Genomic DNA, 25,975 nt, shown 5'->3' with positions numbered 1-25,975 from the left:
TCTTGAAAAATGCGGTAGGATGTTTTATGATAAAAGATAGAGTTATAAACCCTATCTTTTACTCTATTTCCTCTATCCTTGCCAACTCCCAGCCCTTGAACTGCATGATAATCTTATGAAGAGTTGTGCCCTGGCGAAGAGCCTCAACCCTTGGAGCATCGGCATATCGCCTAATCTGTTCCACAGCATCCAACCATTGCTTCTCCGACTTTTTCATAGGGCTACCATCTTCCTTCAAGACATCCTTCAACTCTTCATCAAACTCCTTTTTAGAAAGAACCTTGAGTTCAAGGATATAGCTGTGCTGACTGGCATAATGGGTATGATCAGGCAACAGGAAGAAATCACAATAGCCATGATTCAACTCCAATTCGGGAGCCGTGATGTAATAATCGTTGAGGTTCAAGTATGCCATAAAGAAACCTTGCAGATTTCGCTCCGATTCTATTCCGTCACGCACAGAAGAAACCTTAGCGTAGGCTTCAGCCATGAAACGCAGTCCTTCCTCCCATACACCATCATAAGCCATATCATAATAGTAATCCGTCAATCTGTTGGTATCCACATACGACTTTGCCTGATACTCTTCTTCCAAATATCCGTAATACTGCTTGCGAACATTATTATTAGGAATGCCAAAATCAACTTAGAACCACGTGTACCCTTGATGGTCAACATACCATAATAAAAAAGCACACTTGGGAAGATTTCAGCCTTCGGTATCTGATAGGCAGCGAACTGCTCCTCCAGTTGGGCAACAATCTGTCCCTCTTCCGCTATCTTGCGGATGATACCCTTGCGCTCGCCATCCAACTTATCGAATTGCAAGAGTTTCTTCATCTTGCCATAATCGGTCTTGGTATTCGGGTCTATCATCTGCTCTGGAGCCTGACCATAGTCCATGTAGTTGCGGAGATAGTAGAGCACCATATCGCAATTAAACATTCTTACATCCTTACGCAAAGCCTGCTTGGCAAAACAATAGTTGTCGTACCAAGGCTTCATATCGTTGACGATGGCATCAATATCACTATCCGCCGGGATGCAGCCATGCTCTTTATAATAGGAGAACATCTCGATGACGTCAACAGTAGAGAAGCCCAGCATCTCATCAAATTCCGGTTTGATAGAGATGTTCCATCCAATATTGAAACCACTGGTTACATCATCCAGGGTTACAGGACTGACACCCATCATGAAGATGCGCTCGAAGTTTCCCTTGAACTTCTTGAAGACATCACGATAGAAACCATCGGCATGAGTAATGGCATGATACACTTTCTCACCATGCTCATTGAGCACCACATTAGTAAAATTATCATACTCATCGATGATAAGATAAAGCTGAAAATGATTTGCCTTGGCTGCATCAAAGATTATCAGCATACTGTGTCTTCGCCTTGATTTCCTGAACCTTCTTATCACCATAATATGCGGCATACTGCTCTGCAAAACTATCCAACTTGATGCAGAGGTAGGCATTGAATCTTTCCTCCAAAATTTCAATCTTACCTGTAATCTGAGAAAAATCCAGGAACAGTACCTGGTAAATTCCTTGCAGGGATGTAGGATGCTGCCCTATCCACAAACTACCGAAGAGTTTTTCGAAACTCTCCTTCTGATTACAGTCATAGTAAGAGTAGAGCATACTGAGAAACAGGCTCTTTCCAAAACGACGGGGACGGACGAAGAAGAGATTGCGAGGCTGCTTCTCCAGCTCTGGCAAAAACATCGTCTTATCGACATAATATAGATTCTGACTCATCACCGCGGCAAAATCAGATACTCCGTATGGTACTTGTTTTACTTGCTGTTTCATCATGCTATGAAATTTAACCAGTTTACATATGCAAAGTTACGGCTTTATTTTGAAACAACCAAAGTTTTCACTGCTTTTTTGTTCAAATAAGAAATCCCTGCCATAGGAAGCCTTTCCTACAGCAGGGATTTTTCTATGTATTATAGTGAATCATCGAAAAGAAGAACTTACAAACATCATACATATCTTGTTCAATAAAGATACTCCCATATCTCTCTTCCCGACTTCTTTAACCGGATAATCGGGTCTATGAAATACAACTTGCCATCTTCATCAAACGTAGGCATTCTATGCAAAGAAATTTATGCCCTATAAGCATAAATGCTTACGATTTGAATCCCCATACATTCTATTTCCCCATTCTCGAAAGCAATGGTAGCAAGCTCCTCGGCATGAGCCTCATCCATCGCCGCGACATAATAGGTCAACATCTCCCCCAGTTCCGTTTCTATATCAACATAAAAGTAATCCATAGGCAACAATACTATTTATTCGATTCAATATTTTTGTTTAATATATCATTGGTACAGAATTTCTTACCAAAGCGTCCCTATAAACATCCATAATTCGTTTTCTTAGATGCATAGGCGCAATCACCTCCAAAGAACGGCTTCGAGACAACAATGCCATCACAAAGTCATTGGTAATCTTGACATGTACAGAAATCTGGAACACTTTTCCATCATCCACCAAAACCCTCTGAGTATGATGCAGTGGCATCGCCTTCAAGAAATAGCCATCCCTATTGTCATATTGCAAGATAACCTCCTCTACGGGCAAACTCTCGTCATTCCAAATACCATAACAATCACGATACATCCCATTCACATCAATATCTACGTTTCGTTCAAACAGGGTATCATGCACCACAAGATTGCGGATTCTATCTATTCCATATGCCTTTAGCTGATATCCATTTGCATCATAAGCCAAAACATACCAAAGTTGGTTAGATTCCTTGATATAATGAGGCAAGATATTCTCTTTCGTTATCAGCTCACCTCCATGTCGATACAGAACATATTGGAAGGAGATGGTATGCTGATTTCTCACCGCATATATCAGTTGAGGCATATATTTGCTGAACACAGCCCGATGATGCTCTGGCAAAATATACGACCTCATGTTAGGACTCTCATCCACAGCATTGAGCAACTCGAAGTTAAGGAGCATTTCGGAAAGCCTATCCTCCCTGCTCGAAAATCTCTCATTGATGCGATAACTATTCGTTGCCCTATCAAAGGAAATTTCTATATGAAACAGCATTTCTATGTCATTGATGTCTCTTTGCAGAGTTCTTTCTGAGATAGGAGCATCCACATGGTCATTAATATAACTCAATAGGTCATGTACGGAAACACAGCTGTTCCCATACAGACCATTGGTTGCATAAATCTTATTGATGATAAGCAACATTCGGCGAATGCCATCTATTTGTCTTGCCATAAAAGTATATGTTTACTTCTTACTTATCACATCTCAGTTCATGCACTCTTTTTAAAGTTGCTGCCTTACTACCCTCAACATTAAGAGGTGGCAAAAGACTGTCGATTAAAAAAGATTCCAACTCATTTCTCTTGTCATTGGCAAGATAAGCAAAAAGCAAATTACGCTCCATCCATGCAGTCAAACTATTTTCATCTTCCGCACCAAACTTCGTTTTTTTATTGATTTGGTAATTTTTATCTCTGGCAATCTTCTGATAACCAAACAAACTACCCAAAGTTTTTCTAAGAGTAGAATTACCACCATTACCATGCAGATGATTTGTCCATATTCGACTTTTCAAATTTGAAGCTACACCTGTATATAACACGCGATAATCCACTCCATGCAAAGAGACTTCTGTATATTTGAAATTACCCAAAACGTCTGGAATATTACAACCAGCCTTTAGCACCACTATATAATTGCCTTCCACAGCAGGAAGATTAGCTCTTTGCCCTTTTGCGGGGTCAAAGAGTGTAAACTGATTAAATAATTCGTTTATATCCATATTTTTACTCTTTATTGTTTGACATTCTAATTGATGCAGCAAAGATAATAAATCTTAGCGACAAAACGTGTCAGCGAGAAAAATATTTCTATAAACTTAAAAAATAACCCATATCATGCAAGCAATTGCACTACAAGATATGAGGAGTCAGCCATCAGCATGGCTCAATGAAAAACTTCAGTGGGATTATGCACGCTATCATAAAAAGATAAACATAAAAGTAAAGTTTAACATAAAATCTCTGAAGAAATCAACTTTTATGTTTATCTTTGCAGCAAAAATATAAGTTATATGGAAAAGAACTTATTAATAGAGCTATTGGAAACTGGAGAAAAAGTCAGCCTTTATTCTCCAAGATTCGAGGGTGAGGAATATACCGAATTTGAGAAATTCCTTCTCACCTATAAGGACCAATATGCCCAAGATGTACGATAGACATTATTATAAAGAAACTTGAAAATAAAAGAATCATAACAATCAATGGTACAAATTTACATGGACCACTTGAATTGACTATAGATATCGACTATAATAAGGAGGACGTAATATGAAAACAAATAAACTGATGGATGAAATCCGCAAGTCAACTCCTGCGGACACAAACAAACAAGTCGACTTATGCGTTGCTATTGCCAACAGAGTCTTTGAACTATTACAGGAACGAAATATGAAACAGCGTGATTTTGCAAAGGCTCTTGGCAAGACTGAAACAGAAGTGAGTCGTTGGTTGAGTGGAACACATAATCTCACATTAGCTACAATCGCAAAGATGGCGACGGTTCTTGGTGATGATATCATTACCACAACACAGAGCCATCGTCCATACAAACTTCCAAATACGCAAAATGTTGTTATGATGGTAGCTGAGGATATGTGCAAAAAATAGTCATACAAATAATAAATCCCTACTATAGGAAGCCTTTCCTACAGCAGGGATTTTTCTATTGGGAATCATCAAGAATGACTAAACTGTCAATTCTTAATCACTAATAAATAATCACTAAACATTATTTATACTCTCCCCAAGCCTTGATGTCGATATCCTCGAGCTTGGTGGTGCAGAATGCATAGATGAACGCACTCGCCAGACGGCTGTTGGTAATCAATGGCACGTTCAGGTCGATGGCAGCACGACGAATCTTGTAACCATTGCTCAACTCGCTGCTGGTCAAGTTCTTCGGAATATTCACTACCATATCAATCTCGTGGTTGTGGAGCATCTCCAAAGCCTTAGGCGCACCGCCTTCTGCCTCCTCTGATGGCCAGAGCACACGGGTGTTCTCAATGCCATTCTCGGTGAGGAACTTGCTACTACCACCAGTTGCATACAGCTTGTAACCATGCTTAACCAGCATCTGGGCAGCATCGAGCAAATCTACCTTCTGCTTGGCAGAACCTGTAGAAAGCAGGATGTTCTTGGCTGGAATGCGATGACCCACAGAAAGCATACTCTTCAGAAGAGCGGTAGATGTATCGTCGCCCAAGCAACCTACCTCACCCGTACTGCTCATATCCACGCCCAATACTGGGTCTGCCTTCTGCAAACGGTTGAAGCTGAACTGGGATGCCTTGATACCTACATAGTCGAGATCGAAGAGGTTCTTATGTGGCTTTTCTACTGGCAAACCGAGCATCACGCGGGTAGCCAACTCGATGAGGTTGATCTTCAATACCTTGCTCACAAATGGGAAAGAACGGCTGGCACGCAAGTTACACTCGATAACGAGAATATCATTGTCACGAGCCATGAACTGGATGTTGAACGGACCGTTGATGTGCAACTCCTTGGCAATCTGACGACCTACTCGCTTCACACGACGAACTGTCTCAACATACAACTTCTGAGGAGGGAACTGGATGGTAGCATCGCCTGAGTGAACACCGGCAAACTCGATGTGCTCGGAAATCGCATAGGCAATCACCTCGCCATTCTTTGCCACAGCATCCATCTCAATCTCCTTGGCATGTTCGATAAACTTACTAACTACCACTGGGTGATCCTCACTTACATTGGCTGCCAACTGCAGGAATCGCTTCAGTTCTTCCTCGTTAGAACATACGTTCATCGCAGCACCAGAAAGCACGTAGCTAGGACGAACCAATACAGGGAAGCCTACACGCTCGATGAAGTTGTCGATGTCCTCCATAGAGGTCAGGGCGCTCCACTCTGGCTGGTTGATGCCGTTGTTGGTCAACATCTGAGAGAACTTGGCACGGTCCTCAGCATTATCGATGTCCTTGGCAGCAGTACCCAGGATTGGCACGTTCTGTGCATCCAGGTGCATAGCCAGGTTGTTTGGAATCTGACCACCGGTAGATACGATGACGCCATGAGGCTGCTCCATCTCGATGATATCCATCACACGCTCGAAGGTCAACTCGTCGAAGTAGAGACGGTCGCACATATCGTAGTCGGTAGAAACGGTCTCTGGGTTGTAGTTGATCATCACAGAGCGCCAGCCTTCCTTGCGGATGGTGTTCAATGCCTGAACGCCACACCAGTCGAACTCTACTGAAGAACCGATGCGGTAAGCACCTGAACCGAGTACGATGATAGAACGGTGATCGTTCTCGAAGGTGATGTCGCTCTTCACGCCAGCGTAAGTTACATAGAGGTAGTTGGTCTGAGCAGGATACTCTGCTGCCAGGGTATCAATCTGCTTCACTACAGGCAGGATGCCATAGCTCTTGCGCTTGTTACGAACCAGGAGGGCTGCCTTGTGCATGTTGCCCAACTCTTGCTCCAAGCCCACGGCACGGGCTACCTGAAAGTCGGTAAAACCGTAAACCTTAGCGGTGCGGAGTAATTCCTGGTCAAGAGTATTGATGTTGCACTTCTTCATCGCCTCGTCGATGTCGATGATGTGCTTCAACTTCTCTAGGAACCACTTGTCAATCTTGGTCAAGTCGTGAATCTGATCTACGGTATAGCCCTTGTGCATTGCCTTTGAAATCACGAACACACGCTTATCTGTTGGCTCGCGCAAAGCTGCATCGATATCGTCGATTTCAAGTTCCTTGTTCTCTACGAAACCGTGCATGCCCTGACCAATCATACGAAGACCCTTCTGGATGGCCTCCTCGAAGTTGCGGCCGATGGCCATTACCTCACCTACTGACTTCATAGATGAACCCAACTCCTTATCTACGCCACGGAACTTAGACAAGTCCCAACGTGGAATCTTACATACCACGTAGTCCAATGCTGGCTCAAAGAAGGCAGATGTGGTCTTGGTTACTGAGTTCTTCAACTCGAACAGACCGTAGCCCATACCGAGCTTGGCTGCAACGAAGGCAAGAGGATAACCAGTAGCCTTAGATGCCAAGGCTGATGAACGGCTCAAGCGGGCATTCACCTCGATTACGCGATAGTCCTCGCTCTTAGGGTCGAAGGCATACTGCACGTTACACTCACCCACGATTCCGATGTGACGGATAATCTTGATGGCGAGGGCACGGAGCTTATGATACTCAGAATTGCTCAGGGTCTGAGATGGAGCGATGACGATACTCTCACCAGTATGGATTCCCAGTGGGTCGAAGTTCTCCATGTTACAAACTGTGATACAGTTGTCGTAACGGTCGCGAACTACCTCATACTCAATCTCTTTCCAGCCCTTCAAACTTTTCTCTACCAATACCTGTGGAGAGAAAGAGAAAGCCTTCTCTGCGAGTTTGTTCAGCTCCTCCTCGTTGTCTGCGAAACCTGAACCGAGTCCACCCAAGGCGTAAGCAGCACGGATGATGACAGGATAGCCGAGCTCAGCAGCAGCCTTGCGGGTCTGCTCGATGTTCTCGCAAGCCTCGCTCTTGATGGTCTTCACGTTGATTTCATCCAGCTTCTCTACGAAGAGCTCACGGTCCTCAGTATCCATGATAGCCTGTACTGGAGTACCCAATACCTTGACATTATATTTCTCCAGGATGCCCTGGCGATAGAGTTCCACACCACAGTTGAGGGCAGTCTGGCCACCGAAACTGAGGAGGATACCGTCTGGCTTCTCCTTCTGGATGACACGCTCTACGAAGTATGGCTGCACTGGCAGGAAGTAAATCTGGTCGGCAACACCTTCTGATGTCTGTACGGTTGCGATATTCGGGTTGATGAGCACAGTCTCGACACCTTCTTCGCGCAATGCCTTCAGGGCCTGCGAACCTGAGTAGTCGAACTCACCTGCTTCACCGATCTTCAAGGCTCCTGAACCTAAGAGGAGCACCTTCTTTATATTTTCGTCTTTCATCTTTATTTACTTTGAATTTTGAACTTTGAACTGTTTGATTACTTTTCCTTTGAACTTTGAACTTTGAACTGTTTGATTACTTTTTACTTGCAAGCACAGTAAGCTAATCATAAAGTTCAATATTCAAATCTCAAAGTTCAATGTTTGAGTGTTTCTACAAACTTATCAAACATGAACTCTGTATCCACAGGGCCTGAGCAAGCCTCTGGGTGGAACTGGCTTGAGAACCAAGGGTTCACCTTGTGGCGGATACCCTCGTTAGAGCCATCATTCATATTTACAAAGAGTTCCTCCCAGTCGTTGCCCAATGTCTTGGCATCAACGGCATAACCGTGGTTCTGAGAGGTGATGTAGCAATTGTTGGTTCCTACCAAGCGCACTGGCTGGTTGTGTGAACGGTGACCATACTTCAACTTGTAGATAGTAGCACCGGCAGCCTTGGAAAGCAACTGGTTACCCATGCAGATACCGCAGATAGGCTTGCGGCTCTGGCTGATCTGCTTGCGAATAATATTAACAGCATCCTCACACATATCTGGGTCGCCAGGACCATTGGCAAGGAACAGTCCGTCGAAATCCATATCGGTGTAATCGTAATTCCAAGGCACACGAATCACCTCAACGCCTCTGTTGATGAGGCAACGGATGATGTTTGCCTTCACACCGCAGTCAACGAGAACCACCTTCTTGCCGGCACCCTCGTTGTAACGGATAATCTCCTTGCAGCTCACCTGGTCAACGAAGTTTACACCCTCGTAGTTAGCCTCAGGGATGTTGTCTGGTTCATCATCAAAGAGAATCTTACCCATCATCACACCATGCTCACGAAGCACCTTAGTCAACTCACGGGTATCGATGCCTGTGATTCCTGGCACCTTTTCGCGCTTCAACCAGTCGGCAAGACTCTCCACTGCATTCCAGTGGCTGTACTGCTCGCTGTAATCATTCACGATGATGGCAGAAGCATAAATCTTGTCACTCTCCATGAAGGTTGGCAAACCGTTCTCCTCGAAAGTAAATGGTGGCACACCATAGTTGCCCACGAGAGGGAATGTAAGTGTCATCAACTGACCGGCGTAAGAAGGGTCGGTCAAACTCTCTGGATATCCCATCATGGCTGTGTTGAACACAACCTCGCCCGCTACAGGAGCATCATATCCAAAAGATTTGCCATGGAACTTGGTTCCATCACTCAAAACTAAGGTTACTTTTTTCATATCTGACATTTGATTCTTTTATTTCATACTTATAAGAGCAAATGAATTCTTCACTCTTCGTTCTTCTCTCTTCACTTATTTATGATAAACGTTTTCGATATAGTTCACAAACGACTGGTTGCAGAGCTTCGTGCCGCCTGGGGTTGGATAATGACCGGTGAAATACCAGTCGCCCTTGTGGTTTGGAATCGCCTCGCGCAAGCCCTCGATACTCTGGAATACGAGCTGGATAGGAGTGGTCATGCCCTCCGGGCGAAGCATCTCTACTATCTTCTCGTTGATTTCCTCGATGGTGAATGGCTTGTAGATGGCACGCACCGGGTTCACCTGCTCCTCCTTCGGCTTGGCAAGTTCTGCCTTGCATGCCTCGTAGGTCTGCTCGATGAAGTCCTCCATCTTGCGCTCTTTCAAAAGCTGGATGGCCGCACGGAACACGCAGAACTCTTCCAGTCTTGCCATATCGATGCCGTAATAATCCGGATAGCGGATCTGAGGGGCACTGGATACGACTACAATCTTCTTAGGATGCAGACGGTCGAGGATGCGGAGGATACTCTCCTTCAGGGTAGTACCGCGCACAATACTGTCGTCGATGATAACGAGATTATCCACATTCGGCTCGATGCTTCCGTAGGTTACATCATACACGTGGCTCGCCAGGTCGTTGCGGCTGTTGCCCTCGGTGATGAAGGTACGGAGCTTGATATCCTTCCATGCAATCTTCTCCGAACGGACGAAATCGCCGAGAATATCGTATAATTCTTCCTTAGATGGAATATGGTCGAGGTTGGCAATCTGTTCTATCTTGCTTTCGTTGAGATACTTCTTGAAACCGCTCAACATGCCATAGTAAGCCACCTCGGCTGTGTTCGGGATGTAGCTGAACACGGTGTGATCTACATCGTAATCCACTGCCTTCAGGATAGGCTGGGTCAACTGCTCGCCCAACTGCTTACGCTCCTGGTAGATATCCTTGTCGGAACCACGGCTGAAGTAGATGCGCTCGAATGAGCAGGCAGAATCACCCTTCTGCTCCATGATGCGCTCGATGCTGCACTCGCCGTTCTTCTTCACGAGAAGTGCCGTGCCCGGCATCAGCTCCTGCACATCCTCTGCCTCCAGGTCGAAGGTGGTCTGAAGCACAGGGCGCTCGCTGGCTACTACTACGATTTCATCGTTCTTGTAGTAGAAAGCAGGACGAATGCCCCAAGGGTCGCGCATGGAGAACATCTCTCCCGAACCGGTGATTCCACAGACCACATAACCGCCGTCGAAATTCTTCATCGTGGTCTTGAGCACATTGCTCATCTTCACGTGGTCTTCGATGTAGTTGGTGATGTCGGTGTTCTCCATCTCCATCGCCTTTGCTGCCACGAAGTTTCGCTCCACCTCTCTGTCAAGTCGGTGGCCCATCAGTTCGAGCATGATGTAGGTGTCGCTGTAGATGCGTGGGCTCTGGCCCTGCTTGGTCAGCTCCTGGAAGATTTCATCTACGTTGGTCATGTTGAAGTTGCCGCAAAGGCAGAGGTTCTTCGCCTTCCAGTTGTTGCGGCGCAGGAATGGGTGCACATACTGGATGCCACTCTTTCCGGTGGTACTGTAGCGCAGGTGTCCCATGTAGAGTTCGCCTGCGAAAGGCAGTTCCTCTTTGGCAAACTTAGCATCAGCAAGCTGCTCGGGAGTCAGGTTCTTGAAGTTGGCATTCGCCTTGCCGAATATCTCCGTCACGGCGTTCTTACCCTCTGCACGCTCACGAAACATATACTCATGACCAGGCTTTCCGCCCAGTTTGACACAAGCCATACCAGCACCCTCCTGTCCACGGTTGTGCTGTTTCTCCATCATCAGATAGAGTTTGTTGAGTGCGTACATCCAGGTGCCGTACTTCTGCTGGTAATACTCCAATGGCTTGAGCAATCTGATCATTGCTACGCCACATTCATGTTTCAATGGTTCCATCTCTCAATTATCCTTTATCTTATTTAGTTAAATTTGAATATACCTACTGCGAAGGGATACCCCTCCAAAAAAAGGGAAACGTCAAGAAACGACGATTCCCTTTATTTTTTATTCGACAGTAACTGACTTGGCCAAATTTCTAGGTTGGTCAACATCCTTGCCCTTACATACAGCTACATGATAAGCCAGAAGCTGCAAAGGAATGGTAGCCAATAATGGCTCCAGGCACTCCAAGGTCTCAGGGAGTTCAATCACTTCGTCGGCAATCTTGGAAATAGTTTCATCACCCTTGCTCACAATGGCAATGACACGACCCTGACGGGCCTTGATTTCCTGGATATTAGACAAGACCTTCTCGTACATGAAGTTGTGGGTAGCGATAACTACCACTGGCATATCGCTGTCTATCAATGCGATAGGACCATGTTTCATCTCCGCTGCAGGATAACCTTCAGCGTGGATGTAGCTAATCTCCTTCAACTTCAATGCACCTTCAAGGGCTACAGGATACTGGAATCCGCGACCCAGATAGATGAAATTGCGCGCATACGTAAAGGTACGGCTCAAGTCAGCTATCTTATTGTTCAGCTTCAACACTTCCTTCATCTTGGCAGGAATGTTCCAAAGCTGCTCTGTAATCTTCTGATATTCGTTTTCACTGATGGTTCCCCTCTCCTTACCGATGGCAAGTGCCAGGAGGATAAGAACGGTAACCTGACCGGTGAACGCCTTGGTAGAGGCAACACCAATCTCCGGACCTACATGAATATAGGTACCCGTATCTGTCTCTCGTGCGATGGAAGAACCGATAGAGTTACAGATACCATAGATAAACGCACCGCTCTCCTTGGCAAGCTTGATGGCTGCCAGGGTATCAGCGGTTTCACCACTCTGGGAAATGGCGATGACGACATCATCCTTCGTTACCACAGGATTGCGGTAACGGAATTCTGATGCATATTCCACTTCCACTGGGATGCGACAGTAATTCTCTATCATCTGCTTGCCGATGAGTCCAGCGTGCCATGATGTTCCACAAGCCACGATGATGATTCGCTTGGCATTGAGGAGCTGCTGGCGATGGTCGGTGATGGAGCTGAGCACTACGCCCATCTCTGTCTCCGTCTTGCAGGTTGTATCGTCGCCATCTGTCATCACACGGGTTTCCACGGTGCGACTTACCACACGGCCACGCATACAGTTGCGCAGGCACTCAGGCTGTTCGAAGATTTCCTTCAGCATGAAGTGAGGGAAACCGCCCTTCTCTATCTGACCAAGGTCAATGTCCACGGTCTGCACCTCAGGGTTGAGCTTTACGTTCTGGATGTTTACGACCTGCAATTCCTGACCGAGACGCATCACAGCGATGTTGCCATCCTCCAGATAAACCACCTTATCAGTATATTCGATGATAGGACTGGCATCAGAACCGAGATAAAACTCTCCGTCCTCACCGATACCTACAACCAATGGACTCTGCTTGCGGGCAGCAATAATCTGGTCAGGGTGACGCTTGTCAAGAATAGCGATGGCATAAGCGCCAATCACCTGACGGAGCGCTACCTGAACGGCAGTCAACAGATCAAGATCCTTCTTCACCTGAATGTATTCGATGAGCTGTACGAGGACCTCTGTATCGGTCTCGCTCTTGAACTCCACACCCTTGGCAATCAGGTTTTTCTTGATGTCGGCATAGTTCTCGATAATACCATTATGAATCATGGCAAGATTCTTGCTGGAAGAATAATGAGGATGAGCATTCACAGCTGAAGGCTCTCCGTGTGTAGCCCAACGAGTATGAGCGATACCCACATGTCCAGAAATATCCTTGTCTGAGCAGAACGCTTCAAGATCTGCCACCTTGCCCTTTGCCTTATATACGTTCAAAGAGCCATCATTGCTAATAAGGGCTACACCCGCAGAGTCATACCCGCGGTATTCCAAACGCTTCAACCCCTTGATGAGAGCTGGATAAGCATCTCCCTTACCTAAATATCCTACTATGCCACACATACTTATATATCTTTATATGTTGTAAATCTGTTTATTATTCCTGACCTTTTCTCTCTTTCACTTATCGCAAGATATTGACCACCAAAGAGGCTATAGATGTCAAAATGCTCAATCCCGACATAACCAATGTAGTGGAAGAACCGATAGCAGAATTCTGTGCCTTTACCTTGTTAGGCTCAACATAGATAATATCATTCTGCTGAAGATAATAGAATGGCGAACTGATGACATTAGCATCATTAAGATTCAAACGATGATAATGTTTCTCACCCTGTGCATCCTGACGAATCAGAATCACATTATCACGTCTACCGTAGATTGTCAAGTCACCAGCCTGCGCCAAAGCCTCAAGGATACTCATCTTCTCCTGTGGTACAGAAATTATACCAGGCTTGGTAACCTCACCCAATATCGAGACATGATAGCTAGCCATACGAACAGTGACGATAGGATTTTCCGTTTCTGCCAAATAAGGTTTTACCTTGCTCTTTACAAGATCCTCGGCCTCTTTCTTGGTCATGCCTCCTACGTGCAGTGTCCCAACAACAGGAAACTCGATATTACCATGATTATCTACCAGGTATCCCTGCAATGTTCCGCCAGAAGTACTCAACTGTCCACCAGTACCAATTGTATTAGAAACAGACAAGTTGAAAGGCATCGCAGCCTTTGGATCTGTGGTAATCACGGTAATGGTCAGTTCATCCTTAGGCATAATCTTTGCCTCATAAAGAATTCTAGAACCCGCTAAACTGATAGAATCAATGTTTTGAAAATAAGCCACGCTCTTGGTGCTACCGCAACTGCCGAGCATCAAGACCATAGTTAAAGCGACAAGCGCTGAAAGAATGATTTTTTTCATCACAAACAAATTTCGTTATACATTATTGGTGCAAAAATACAGCATTTTTTTGAATGCTGCAAATATTTTGCACCAATAATTTCAGAAATATTTATTTTTTATGAAATATGTAGCCTTTTTGGCTTCACACGCAAAGAAAAGAGTACTATAATTCACCCCAAATTGCATTCCTGAAGCGAAAACCTGACGGCTTTTTATTTCTTGTCTTCTATTCCATTTGATGGCAGATTGAAAGTATAGCTATTGTCGAAGATCTTCTTTACCTTATTGATTTCAACAAAGGTAGTGCCACCACCCTCGCCAAAGCTACCACTCAAGTATGCTATCTTATTCTCTTCCTGCAGATATCCTTTCTGACGAAGCATACGCACAGCAGCTGTGAACATATCCTTAGAAGAAACATGATCTTTCTGATGAATAGGAATGATGCCATAGCTCAGGTTCAACCAGCGCTGAAGCTTCTCCTTATAGCAGATGGCAAGTACAGGATTTGGGCCACGGAAGGCAGCCAAGTCGCGTGCAGTCTGACCGGTTTCACCATCAGTGATGATACCAGCCACGCCCAACTGCTTGGTAGCTTCAATAGCAGCGTGAGCCAAAAAGAGTTTCTGGTCTATTTTACCGCCATCCATAGGATTGATGTCGTTAAGAGGTGACTTATCCTTCTCTGCCTGCTCGGCAATACGAGCCATAGTCTGAACTGCCTCTACTGGATATTTACCGCTAGCAGTTTCTCCAGAAAGCATCAAGGCATCTGTACGATAGAAGATAGCATTGGCAATATCAGTTACCTCTGCTCGGGTAGGACGCGGATTCTTAATCATGGTATGAAGCATCTGGGTAGCCACAATAACTGGCTTTTGAGCCTTCACACACTTGGCGATGATTCGGCGCTGGATACCCGGAATCTTCTCTATAGGCACCTCAATACCCAAATCTCCACGGGCAACCATGATGCCGTAGCAAGCATCAATGATTTCATCAATATTATCTACACCCTCCTGGTTTTCAATCTTAGAAATAATCTTGATATCACTGTTGTGAGCATCCAAGATGTCCTGAACAGCCTTTACATCTGCTGCACTACGCACAAATGAGTGAGCAATGAAATCAATATCCAATTCGATAGCCAGCTCAATATTCTTACGGTCTTTCTCCGTAAGTGCAGGCAAATCGATATGCTCACCTGGTACATTCACGCTCTTATGAGCACCCAGCATACCCTCGTTCTGAACTTCTGCCACAAGCATAGGTCCTTGAACCTCCATCACCTTCATGTCGAGTTCGCCATCATCAAACAAGATGTCATCACCCACCTTTACGTCAGCAGCAATATCTGGATAGCTTAAGTTCACGATATCGTGAGAAGACTCCATTTCCGGACGACCGAAGATTTTCACCACGTCACCTATATTATAATGTATAGGTTCCTTGACGTCAGTAGTACGCACCTCAGGTCCCTTAGTATCAATCATGATACCAATATGTGGAGACACGGCTCTAACATTCTTGACAATGGTACGGATTCCATCTTCTGTAGCATGTGCGGTGTTCATACGAACCACGTTCATACCCGCAAAAAACAGTTTTCGGATAAAATCTTGATCGCATCTGCGATCACTGATGGAAGCAACAATCTTTGTTTGTTTCATATTTGTAATTACCTTGTTGAAATATCAATGTTATCGTGACTTTTCAATCACATTTCCCAAATTTTGTGCAAAGGTACAAAGAATTTCTGAAAAACATATCATCTTAATTACAAAATATATATAAAATATTGCGATACTTTCAGTTTGAAAGAAGATTACAACAAAAAAATCTAGCCAAGAAGGAATTCCTTCATTGGCTAGACTATCATTCTACAAACAATTCCATATCATTTTTATCAGAATCAGATATCCAAATCTGGAGCCTTCTCTGCTCCTGCAGATGCCTCGAATTTCGGCATGGTCTGGAAATTGAAAATACCAGCAATAAGGGCAGTTGGCATTTTTCTAGCTGTCTGATTATAAGCCTGAACAGCATCATTATATTTGCGACGGGCTTCACTGATACGATTCTCTGTACCCTCTTCCTGAATCTGCAAAGACTTGAAATTCTCACTAGCCTTCAACTCCGGATATTTTTCCGCAACAACCATCAACTTGGAGAATGCATTCGCCAATTCTCCTTGAGCAGCCGTATATTCCTTCAACTTAGCTTCTGTCAGATTGCTAGCATCCAGCTTAACCTGACCAACAGCTGCACGAGCCTTGGTTACAGCTTCGAAAGTCTCCTTTTCATGCTTGGCATACGCCTTCACGATCTTAGCCAACTGTGGCATCATGTCGGCACGACGCTGATACTGAGTCTGTACGTTTGCCAACTCGGTGGTAGCCTGCTCCTGCTTCTCTACCAAACCATTATAACCACTGAATACCCATAGCACCAACACAACGATGACGCCTAAGATAATCCATCCTGTTTTCTTCATAATCCTTTTATTTATTAATTATACATTGTTATATTATTGACTATTGATTACCTGCGTAAACTACTAACTATCACCAGCTTCCTCCGGAGCCACCTCCTGAAAAAGTTCCGCCGCCAAAGGATCCGCCAGAGAAGCCGCCTCCTCCACCGCCAGAGAATCCTCCGCCGCCCATGAAGAACGGCGGCAACCAGTCGTCATCATCATTTCTTCTCCGCGACTGGTTTCTCCCCTTGCCCTTCGGTCTTGGCTTTACCAAACCTACCTGCTCCAGGATGTAACGGATGAGGTAATAAATCGGGATTCCGAAAAAGAGAAGGAACAGGATAACAACCAGTGCCCAATCCTCTTCATCATTCACAGTCCCCTCGTCTACCGACTCAATTCCGGTGCGTCCGCTTTTCACCTTATTATATATAGCACGACTCACGGAGGCAACCGCCTCTCCAGGTTTGTCTTCCCGCATGTTCTTCACGATGCAAGCCCTAGCGATATCATCACAGTCTACATCCGTCAACTCGCCCTCCAGTCCACTACCGGGAGCGATAAAATACTTATGGTCTTCTACAGCGATGACGACGACCAATCCTCTTCGGCTTTTCTTATATCCGATACCATATTTATTGCCCACATCCTGTGCCATCCGGAAAGCATCCTGATTATCCACCTTGCCCACAATGATAAGCACATTCTGCACACCACATTCCAACTTCAACTTCTGCAGATAGAAATTGGCAGAATCCTTCTGCGCCTTATCTAAATAGCCATCAGGATCGGAAACATATTGCGTAGAATCCTGCAGGAAAGGAATCGGCACATCATCCGCTTTCCATTCCCTCTTGGCAGCCAACGACAAGATGCCGAATGCCACAAACACAATCAGTGTAAAATATCTCTTAAAAGCCATATTTTCTCATTTTTGATGCAAAAATACAGAATAAAAACCTAATATGCAAATACTTAGAGCATTTTTTTTGCAAAAAAAACCTTAACTATTTTGTTATATCATAAAAAACTTGTATCTTTGCACACCGATTTAAGATAAATAAGTAAAATAAACAAAATATACAAGAAATGACAAAAGCAGATATCATCAACGAAGTATCGATGAACACAGGTATTCCTAAGAAAGAGGTTAGCACTGTGGTAGAGGCATTCATGGACGAAGTCAAGAAGTGCCTGATCGAGAAGAAGGATAGCGTATTTATGCGCGGTTTCGGTAGCTTCAACATCAAGCATCGTGCAGCAAAGACTGCTCGTAACATCTCTAAGAATACTACCATCACCATCCCAGCTCACGACTTGCCAAGTTTCAAGCCTTCTAAGAGTTTCATCGAGGAGATGCAGAACGCAGCTAAGTAATCGCAGAGGTCGATTTACTTTAGCTATAATTTAGAGAATATTTCTTTAGCGAGATATCATTTATTATAATAACAATATTTTAAAATTTTAAAATCATGCCAAACGGAAAGAAAAAGAAGGGCCACAAGATGGCTACTCACAAGCGTAAAAAAAGATTACGTAAGAACAGACATAAGAGCAAGTAAGCTTTTTTAAGCTGATTTGCTCTCAGTCAGTTCGTCGACTGAGGGGGCGTGTCGTATCAAAAGGGATAGGCATGCCCCTTTTTAGTAACTACTAAATTGATTACTAAGACTTTCTTCTAGTAACCAATAAGTTTAATGTGTAAAAAGATTAATTGAAGACTATGACAAGCGAAGTTGTAATTGACGTCCAACAGAAGGACATCTCTATCGCACTCATGGAGGATAAACAACTGGTAGAATATCAGAATGAACCTCGTGAGGCCTCGTTCTCTGTGGGAAACATCTATATCGCAAAAGTTAAGAAACTGATGCCAGGTCTTAACGCTTGCTTCGTAGATGTAGGTTATGAACGCGACGCCTTTCTTCATTATCTTGACCTAGGAAGTCATTTCAATTCCTACCAGAAGTACCTTAAACAAGTACAGAGCGACAGAAAGAAACTTTTCCCATTCTCTAAAGCCAGCAAGCAGCCAGAACTGGAAAAGGACGGAAGCATTCAGAATGTCTTGAAAACAGGACAGGAAGTGCTGGTACAAATCGTTAAGGAACCAATTTCTACCAAGGGTCCTCGACTCACAGGCGAAATTTCATTCGCTGGTCGATACTTGGTACTCATGCCATTCGGTGATAAAGTTTCTGTCTCGTCGAAAATCAAAAGCGGTGAAGAACGTTCCCGACTCAAGCAACTCATGCACAGCATCAAACCAAAGAATTGCGGTGTTATCGTCCGCACTGTGGCTGAAGGTAAGAGAGTCGCTGAACTCGATGCTGAGCTGAAAGTCCTGGTGAAGCGATGGGAGGATGCTATCGCCAAGGTACAGAAGACCCAGCAGCGCCCGCAACTCGCATTCGAGGAGACCGGAAGAGCCGTCGCTCTCTTGCGTGACTTGTTTAACCCATCTTACGAGAACATCTTCGTCAACGATGAAGAAGTAATGAACGATGTAAAAGACTATGTTTCTCTAATAGCCCCTGAAAAGGCGGGCATAGTCAAGCTCTACACTGGTAAGGTGCCTATCTTCGACAACTTCAGCATCACCAAGCAGATTAAAGCTGGATTTGGTCGTGTTGTCAACTACAAGCATGGTGCATATCTCATCATTGAGCACACCGAAGCTTTGCATGTTGTCGATGTAAACAGCGGCAATCGTACTCGTGAGAAAGGTCAGGAAGCAAATGCTCTCGATGTAAACCTCGGCGCTGCCGATGAGTTGGCAAGACAGTTGCGTCTCCGAGATATGGGAGGCATCATCGTTGTCGACTTTATCGACATGAATCTTGCAGAAGACCGACAGTTGCTCTATGAACGCATGTGCAAGAATATGCAGAAGGACCGTGCCAAGCACAACATCCTTCCTTTGAGCAAGTTCGGACTGATGCAGATTACCCGCCAGCGTGTTCGCCCTGCGATGGACGTAAACGTAGAGGAAACCTGCCCAACCTGCTTCGGCACGGGCAAAATCAAATCGAGCATTCTCTTCACCGACCAGTTGGAAAGAAAAATCGACCGCCTAGTCAACAAGATTGGCGTCAAGAAATTCACTTTGTACGTAAATCCTTACGTAGCTGCCTTCATCAACAAGGGCTTCATTTCCCTGAAACGGAGATGGCAGTTTAAGTATGGTTTCGGCTTCAATGTGATTCCATCTCAGAAACTGGCATTCCTCCAGTATGAGTTCTACGATCAGGATAACCAGTATCTGGATATGCAGGAAGAACAGGAAACAAAGTAAATTTTTAATTCTAAGAAAAAAGCTCCATTCGCAATCAGATACGAATGGAGCTTTTTTTCTTGCTTATACCTTATTATATATAAGACAGTTTAACGCTCTTTTCTGAGCGTTTGCCGAAAGCAGCACCATCATGAGTGCTGCCGAAAACATCAATCTCTTGTTCATATAACCCATAAATATTTATCTTAAGATGCAAAAGTAACAAATATTTTTTGATTTTCTGCAACCTTTTGCTATCTTTTATCGTCTAAGCTATAAATAACATTGATAATAACATAAAAAGAAAGGAAAAAATTATGATTTTAAGTACAACTCCAACCATAGAAGGCCACCCTATCCGTGAATATCGTGGCGTAGTAACTGGCGAAACCATCATCGGTACCAACTTTGTGAAGGATTTCTTTGCCAGCGTTCGTGACGTAATCGGTGGCAGAAGCGGTTCTTACGAAAGTACACTCCGCGAGGCCAAGGATACAGCCCTCAGAGAGATGGCCGACCGTGCTGCATCCCTAGGCTGCAACGCCATCGTGGGCATCGACCTGGATTACGAAACCGTAGGCAACAGCGGCTCCATGCTGATGGTAACATGCAGCGGAACGGCGGTGATTATCTAATATTATCATTATATCATATGATTTCATTCGAAAGTGATTACAACAATGGTATGCTGCCAGAGATTCTAGAGGCTCTTGGCAAGACAAACAGTGAGAAAACATCCGGTTATGGTTTTGATCCATACTCAGAATCTGCAAAAGAGAAAATCCGTAAAGCCGTGGACAATGAGAATGCTGAAGTGTTCTTCCTGATAGGCGGTACACAGACCAACACCACCGTTATCGACTCCGTACTCATGGGATGCGAAGGAGTTATCTGTGTGGAGACCGGTCATATCGAGGTACATGAATCTGGAGCAGTAGAAGCATTTGGTCATAAGGTCATTACGCTACCGGGAGAGAACAGCAAGCTAACATCCAGCACCCTGTCTGCATATATGGATACTTTCCTTGCCGATGAAACGCATCCTCACATGGTGCAGCCAGGCATGGTTTATATCTCGATGCCGACAGAGTTCGGAATGGTCTACACCAGGGAAGAGTTGACTGCGCTATATGCAACCTGCCAGAAATATAACCTCCGCCTCTTCATCGATGGTGCACGACTGGGATACGGTCTGGTTTCAGAGGCATGCGACTATGACTTGCCATTCCTTGCCAAGCATTGTGATGTATTCTATATAGGTGGAACCAAGGTGGGCGCCATGATGGGCGAAGCTGTAGTATTCTCAGGCATGAAGGCACCAAAGTATTTCTTCACTAACATAAAACGTCATGGAGCCTTGCTTGCCAAGGGCAGAATGCTAGGCATCCAGTTTGACACGCTGTTTACGGAAGACCTCTATTTCAAGATATCGCGCCACGCCATCGCCATGGCTACCCGTATCCGCAGCATCTTCCAGAAGCATGGCATCGCTATCGCCTACGATTCTCCAACCAATCAGCAGTTTGTCGTACTTTCACCTTCACTCTACGATGCTCTTTCCAAGAAAGTTGCATTCGAAATATGGGAAAGAAAGAGCGATACCGAAATCATTTGCCGATTTGTAACGAGTTGGGCAACAAAGGAGGAAGAACTTGATGAACTGGAACATATTCTTCAGACTCTATAGCCGGAGAGATGTTTTTGAAAAGACTTGAGCTAAAGAAAAAGCCCCACGCATTTGAGCATCGCTGAGAGGCTTGGTGGGAACTGACACTGCAAAGATACGAATAATTATTGATAATACAAACTTTTGAGCAAGAAAAATAAAATAAAACCTCGGATTACCCACTTATAAATAGCAAAGGCTTCCGAGGTTTCTTCTTACTTGACAATCTCCACTCTCCAGCCCAAGTTTAAAGCCTTGGAGATTTTCTCCAACTGTTGTTTCTTGGTCATTGTACTGGAATGGGTATTGAGGAGATAGCCGTTGGGGAGAGATTGCTGTTCTCCAGCATATTTCGGATGCTCCTTCTTGGATACAAGATAGTCGCCATCATGAGGGAGTCCAAGAGCAGCAACAGTTTCTACCCCAACCCATTTCACAGCCTCAACCATCGTGAGGTTTGCCTTCTTGGCTTGGATAAACTCGCCGTTAGGCAACCAGACACAAAGACCTGTGTTTGGACTGCGCTTGGCTCTCTGAGGCTTGTTTGGCTCTGGCTCTTCCCCACTCACCGGCTTTGCCTCCGCTACTTTCACCACTTTGTTTGTAGATGGTATTTTATATTTCTTTGCCGTTGGTTCATCCACCTCCACCTTCCCACGAGTGGTCTTCACGGTGATGCCGCTCTCTGGGTCGTAATCCACGACGAGAGTGAGATGACGACGAAGGATACCAAGCACAGGAGCCACCGACTCGCTGATAGCAGGGAGGATTTCCTCTGCTATTAGCGAATCTTCCAACTGTTCAAGTTCTGTCTGCAAGCGAGGCTTCAAGTCGCCCTTGAACTTATCTATAAAATCATAATAATCTTGTATCTTGCTCATATTATCATTCTTATATTATTCACCTTTGTATGCCTCATAATCCTCACGAGTGATTGGAGTATCTGGGTCAACGATGAGAACTTCGTCGTAGGTCAAGCCATATAGTTTATAGACCAATTCGTCAATATTTTCAAACAGCTTTTCTTCTACATCATCATTACCTTTACATAAAGCTGTTTGGAGTTGCAGAACTCGTTGCTCTATACGTTGAATATATTCATTACTCACATTAGGTAAAGGGAACGATTTCAAATGAATGCCCTTTATGTACGGAAAGACATCTGCATTTGTTATCAGCTTAGTATTATAATAAAAATTCATTAATTTTGAATTTAGTATCGCTAATAACACTTTATTATTATAAGTACTTCCTTGCTTTAAATACAAATTATACAAACTTTGATCCGTATAATACTGCTTATCATCTAATGCAGCCATAAGGACATTTCCGGTCTTTCTTACCAATATTTTTTCAGGCAAATTATACACAGTTTCATCAGTATTACTATGTAATAATTCTTTCTGAAAATTCAAATATAAAGATACAGGTTTCAACTGATATGGAGCAATATGCTTACCTTGAAGATAACTAACATAAGTTTTCCCCAATTTTTCATTTGATAAAAAATTCTTTATTCCATTAGCTACTATTCCAACATAAACCTTATATAAATCTCCCAAAACATATGGACAATTTTCCATTTTAAAAAAAATCATATTTGATTTTTTAGAAGACCTCAAATTAATCGAATAGGAAGAACCATCATTCCAATCCATTTGATTAAAAACTCTTTGTTCTTCGAAATGATTAAAGTCCAAATCTTCTTTTCGAACATATAAAGTATTTGAAACAGAATATCTAGAACATTGTAATATAATAGAATCTGTTACTGCGCCGAACACCTTATTACCAAAACTAACAATTTGCTGAATAGAATTTTTCGTAATAATATATTTACGAATCTTTTTCAAGTATTCATTCTGAAGAATTGTACTTGGTATAATAAAAGACAAGATTCCATTACTATTCAAAGCCCCCAAACTGAACTCTATAAACAAGGCATAACTATTAACCTTGTATTCTGCAGAATTTACATATAAAGAGAGGAGCTTACGTAATTCTGAATCAGAAATTTCAATTTTTTGTTTTCCTTTATAAGTTACATACGGCGGATTAGCAATGACAATATCAAACCCTCCCTTAACCCCGAACATCCATTCTGGGTCAAAGAAAGAAGAAGAGGTATTTTGGTCGAACATATCCCAATCTGCCAACTGCTGGGCTGCACCATGCGAAACAAAACCTGTTTCCTCGATGGCATCAGCCAAAGCCTTACGGGTTTCCTTGATTTGCTTCTTCAAATTCTGCTTGTCGATATTGCGACGAGCCAAGAAAATCTTGTGGTTCAATTCCTTCAACAGCTCCTTATACTTGATTACATCTGGTGCTCCATCCACCAAACTACTATCATACTCCACAGGTATCAATGTATTAGCAGACACAAACTTAGCCTCCAAGTTAGGCAACGGACGGATACCAAAGTTATGGGTAGCATCATCCGTTGGTCGCTGATCAACAACCAAGGAAATAAAGAAACGCAACTTACTTATCTGAGTAGCAATCGGCTGAATATCCACACCATAGATACAATGCTCTATAAGATAGAGTTTTCGGGCATAATCCGGATCGTTCACACTCTGATTGAATGCACTTTCGATGTCCGCCAAACGCTCCCTACGCTCCGTCTCACTATCTACGGCAAAGGCTTGTTTACTCTGACTGATGGCACGGTCTATCATAAAATCCTTCCACTTCTCATTTGTTGGGTCAATACGCTTCAGCACATGAACCATCTGTTGAAGTATGCCCATAGGAAATGCACCCGAGCCACAAGCTGGGTCGAGTACACGACAATGATAAAGTGCATCCATGATGTTATGACTCTGCTCTTCAGTCACAGAAACATCTTCCGTAGAATAACTCAAGAGCTGGCGATACAAAGCCTCGTCCTGTTCTCCACAAACTCGCTTAAGATGGGCTACCAAACTCTCGTTCACCATATATTGCACAATCTCACGAGGAGTATAGAAAGAACCCGTCTGCTTACGAGCCGAAGTCTGTGTCTCCGGATTATAAGCAGCCAACAAATTCTCGAATGCCTTACCCAGCAACTCAGGATCGAGACTAACCTCCTGGTCATAAGGCGTATTCTCCTCTACCGTAAAGCAATAATGACGCAAGATGTCGATGATGCCTTGCGCTGAAACATTCTTCTTTTTCTTGTCACCATACCATTTTGACAAGTCGATGCTCGCACCCACCTCATCACCAAAGAACAGATAATCAGGAAGAAACAATTGCGACAACGATTTTTCATTCTCCGAGAAACCATCATAGTATATTCTGTTGATCTTGTCATCCAAGCACTCAAACAAGCCACCATTCAGGAAAGGCACGTTGCTATTGGCAAGGCGCAAGAACTCCTCTGCACCACCAGGCATAAAGTCGCCTTCATAGCGCATCAGATTGTTCACATTAAAATCCCAGTTCTTGCCACCCTTCACAACCTTGGCACGAAAACGACGATTGTTAGCTTCATCCTTGCCCTCTGCCACAATCGGACGATTGAGCATGGCAAAGAAGAGGTTCTGCAATATCAACCTGTAATACTTACTCTTCTCTGTATCATACAGAAGACTCTTGCGATCATGTGGGTCGAAGTTCTCTATAAAATGCTCCCGAATGTAATCCTCATCAAAGAATTCATTTGGTATCAAATGCTTCTGTTTCAAGAACCAGACGAAAATCAAACGGGTAATCAATCGGATGCAAGCCTCATGATTGAATCTCTCGTCATCCTCATTGGTACACAAATCGTTAGGGAAACGAGCCACTTGCACCGCCCAAGCATACCAATCGCTCAGTTCACTATAAAATTTCTTGGTAAGCAGCTCGTTTGAGAACACCTCCATCCAATGCTTGTACAGTTGCTCGAACGAAGGATAAGTCTTGTCGCCCAACGCCTCTAAGATATCAAGATGTCCACGGTGTGGATGCTCGCAATTGATATTGCGGAGGATGCTTACCTTTCCCAACTTCTCGCTACCTCCATTGCGCCACTCCTGCGAATACTTCATTCGCTCGCAAGTAGAAAGTGACAGGTATTTTCCCTGACGGATAAACAAGATGACAGGCTGGGCTGAAGCGATGCGGTTGAAGCCACGAGTCAAGATGGTACTCTCCTGTCGGGTAAGTTCCATGCCTTCCTTCACATCTACGGCAAACACCATCATGCCGTCATACTTGCCTTCTTGGGTTTCGGCATTCACCTCATCAATACTCATTCCCTTGCCATGACCAGCAAGGGTAGCCTCATCAATATTACCTATATAATAGGTGGAAGCCAACTTGTCCACCACTTCTCTCAAAGCGATAGGCAAGGTGACAGAATAAGCTCCCTGATACAAATCCACGAAAGGTATAGGTTCACGGGTGACTTCATTCACCGAAACCTGCAGATGATTCAGCATCTGCAAGCAAGCATCATATAATGAAGACTCTTTAAAGAGTCGCAATATCTTTTCCATA

18 protein-coding genes and 1 pseudogene are annotated in these 25,975 nt (G+C 44.1%); 5 read left to right on the top strand and 14 right to left on the bottom strand.

The window, feature by feature from the left end; translation table 11 throughout:
- Positions 1 to 58: 58 nt before the first annotated feature.
- From ACTQ53_RS00860 to ACTQ53_RS00845, 4 genes and pseudogenes are all read right to left on the bottom strand, one after another.
- Positions 59 to 1,819: pseudogene (locus ACTQ53_RS00860) on the bottom strand (AAA family ATPase).
- 302 nt (positions 1,820 to 2,121) lie between these two features.
- Positions 2,122 to 2,292 (bottom strand): hypothetical protein, encoded by a 171-nt coding sequence (locus ACTQ53_RS00855; protein ID WP_254973327.1) that lies wholly within the window; start codon positions 2,290 to 2,292, stop codon positions 2,122 to 2,124.
- Positions 2,293 to 2,329: 37 nt separating this feature from the next.
- On the bottom strand, positions 2,330 to 3,265 hold the full coding sequence (locus ACTQ53_RS00850) for a helix-turn-helix transcriptional regulator (protein ID WP_254973325.1): 936 nt from the start codon (positions 3,263 to 3,265) through the stop codon (positions 2,330 to 2,332).
- 19 nt (positions 3,266 to 3,284) lie between these two features.
- The gene (locus ACTQ53_RS00845) at positions 3,285 to 3,815 is read right to left on the bottom strand and encodes a GIY-YIG nuclease family protein (protein WP_441931667.1); all 531 of its coding nucleotides are present in this window, start codon (positions 3,813 to 3,815) and stop codon (positions 3,285 to 3,287) included.
- Positions 3,816 to 4,362: 547 nt separating this feature from the next.
- Between ACTQ53_RS00845 and ACTQ53_RS00840 the strand changes: the two genes are divergently transcribed.
- Entirely contained in the window at positions 4,363 to 4,701 is a 339-nt protein-coding gene (locus ACTQ53_RS00840; protein WP_441931666.1) for a helix-turn-helix domain-containing protein, read from the top strand.
- Positions 4,702 to 4,822: 121 nt separating this feature from the next.
- On the opposite strand, the gene carB is transcribed toward ACTQ53_RS00840, so the two are convergent.
- From carB to ACTQ53_RS00800, 8 genes are all read right to left on the bottom strand, one after another.
- Positions 4,823 to 8,056 carry a carbamoyl-phosphate synthase (glutamine-hydrolyzing) large subunit gene (gene carB / locus ACTQ53_RS00835; RefSeq protein WP_294968699.1) on the bottom strand — a complete coding sequence of 1,078 codons (3,234 nt, stop codon included), beginning with the start codon at positions 8,054 to 8,056 and terminating at the stop codon, positions 4,823 to 4,825.
- 137 nt (positions 8,057 to 8,193) lie between these two features.
- Positions 8,194 to 9,273, bottom strand: coding sequence for a glutamine-hydrolyzing carbamoyl-phosphate synthase small subunit (gene carA, locus ACTQ53_RS00830; protein ID WP_441931691.1), 1,080 nt, complete (start codon positions 9,271 to 9,273; stop codon positions 8,194 to 8,196).
- 75 nt (positions 9,274 to 9,348) lie between these two features.
- Positions 9,349 to 11,232, bottom strand: a complete 1,884-nt coding sequence (locus ACTQ53_RS00825; protein WP_294968702.1) for an amidophosphoribosyltransferase — start codon at positions 11,230 to 11,232, stop codon at positions 9,349 to 9,351.
- Between the two features lie 108 nt (positions 11,233 to 11,340).
- Positions 11,341 to 13,245: a glutamine--fructose-6-phosphate transaminase (isomerizing) gene (glmS, locus tag ACTQ53_RS00820; protein WP_153123046.1), complete on the bottom strand. Its 1,905-nt coding sequence runs from the start codon at positions 13,243 to 13,245 to the stop codon at positions 11,341 to 11,343.
- A gap of 61 nt (positions 13,246 to 13,306) precedes the next feature.
- The gene (locus tag ACTQ53_RS00815; protein ID WP_218417510.1) at positions 13,307 to 14,107 is read right to left on the bottom strand and encodes a polysaccharide biosynthesis/export family protein; all 801 of its coding nucleotides are present in this window, start codon (positions 14,105 to 14,107) and stop codon (positions 13,307 to 13,309) included.
- A 194-nt stretch (positions 14,108 to 14,301) separates the two neighbouring features.
- Positions 14,302 to 15,759 (bottom strand): pyruvate kinase, encoded by a 1,458-nt coding sequence (gene pyk, locus ACTQ53_RS00810; RefSeq protein WP_294968708.1) that lies wholly within the window; start codon positions 15,757 to 15,759, stop codon positions 14,302 to 14,304.
- 242 nt (positions 15,760 to 16,001) lie between these two features.
- Positions 16,002 to 16,583: a LemA family protein gene (locus ACTQ53_RS00805; RefSeq protein WP_294968711.1), complete on the bottom strand. Its 582-nt coding sequence runs from the start codon at positions 16,581 to 16,583 to the stop codon at positions 16,002 to 16,004.
- A 70-nt stretch (positions 16,584 to 16,653) separates the two neighbouring features.
- A complete protein-coding gene (locus ACTQ53_RS00800; RefSeq protein WP_441931665.1) occupies positions 16,654 to 17,487 on the bottom strand; it encodes a TPM domain-containing protein in 834 nt (277 codons plus the stop codon).
- A gap of 167 nt (positions 17,488 to 17,654) precedes the next feature.
- Between ACTQ53_RS00800 and ACTQ53_RS00795 the strand changes: the two genes are divergently transcribed.
- The 4 genes from ACTQ53_RS00795 to ACTQ53_RS00780 all read left to right on the top strand — a co-directional run bounded on the left by ACTQ53_RS00795 (position 17,655) and on the right by ACTQ53_RS00780 (position 21,526).
- On the top strand, positions 17,655 to 17,942 hold the full coding sequence (locus ACTQ53_RS00795) for an HU family DNA-binding protein (RefSeq protein ID WP_153123056.1): 288 nt from the start codon (positions 17,655 to 17,657) through the stop codon (positions 17,940 to 17,942).
- A gap of 346 nt (positions 17,943 to 18,288) precedes the next feature.
- Positions 18,289 to 19,860: an Rne/Rng family ribonuclease gene (locus ACTQ53_RS00790; protein ID WP_218417514.1), complete on the top strand. Its 1,572-nt coding sequence runs from the start codon at positions 18,289 to 18,291 to the stop codon at positions 19,858 to 19,860.
- A gap of 296 nt (positions 19,861 to 20,156) precedes the next feature.
- Positions 20,157 to 20,474: a heavy metal-binding domain-containing protein gene (locus ACTQ53_RS00785; protein WP_006847412.1), complete on the top strand. Its 318-nt coding sequence runs from the start codon at positions 20,157 to 20,159 to the stop codon at positions 20,472 to 20,474.
- A 17-nt stretch (positions 20,475 to 20,491) separates the two neighbouring features.
- On the top strand, positions 20,492 to 21,526 hold the full coding sequence (locus tag ACTQ53_RS00780) for a threonine aldolase family protein (RefSeq protein ID WP_441931664.1): 1,035 nt from the start codon (positions 20,492 to 20,494) through the stop codon (positions 21,524 to 21,526).
- Between the two features lie 194 nt (positions 21,527 to 21,720).
- On the opposite strand, the gene ACTQ53_RS00775 is transcribed toward ACTQ53_RS00780, so the two are convergent.
- Together ACTQ53_RS00775 and ACTQ53_RS00770 are read right to left on the bottom strand one after the other, a co-directional pair.
- Positions 21,721 to 22,386 (bottom strand): hypothetical protein, encoded by a 666-nt coding sequence (locus ACTQ53_RS00775; protein WP_441931663.1) that lies wholly within the window; start codon positions 22,384 to 22,386, stop codon positions 21,721 to 21,723.
- A 15-nt stretch (positions 22,387 to 22,401) separates the two neighbouring features.
- Positions 22,402 to 25,974 carry an Eco57I restriction-modification methylase domain-containing protein gene (locus tag ACTQ53_RS00770; RefSeq protein ID WP_441931662.1) on the bottom strand — a complete coding sequence of 1,191 codons (3,573 nt, stop codon included), beginning with the start codon at positions 25,972 to 25,974 and terminating at the stop codon, positions 22,402 to 22,404.
- Position 25,975: the final 1 nt, after the last annotated feature.

The sequence above is a fragment of the Prevotella sp. Sow4_E9_plate genome (assembly GCF_052116205.1).
Taxonomy (GTDB): Bacteria; Bacteroidota; Bacteroidia; order Bacteroidales; family Bacteroidaceae; genus Prevotella.
The sequence above is the reverse complement of the archived record's forward strand: the minus strand, read 5'-3'. Positions and strand labels throughout refer to the sequence as shown.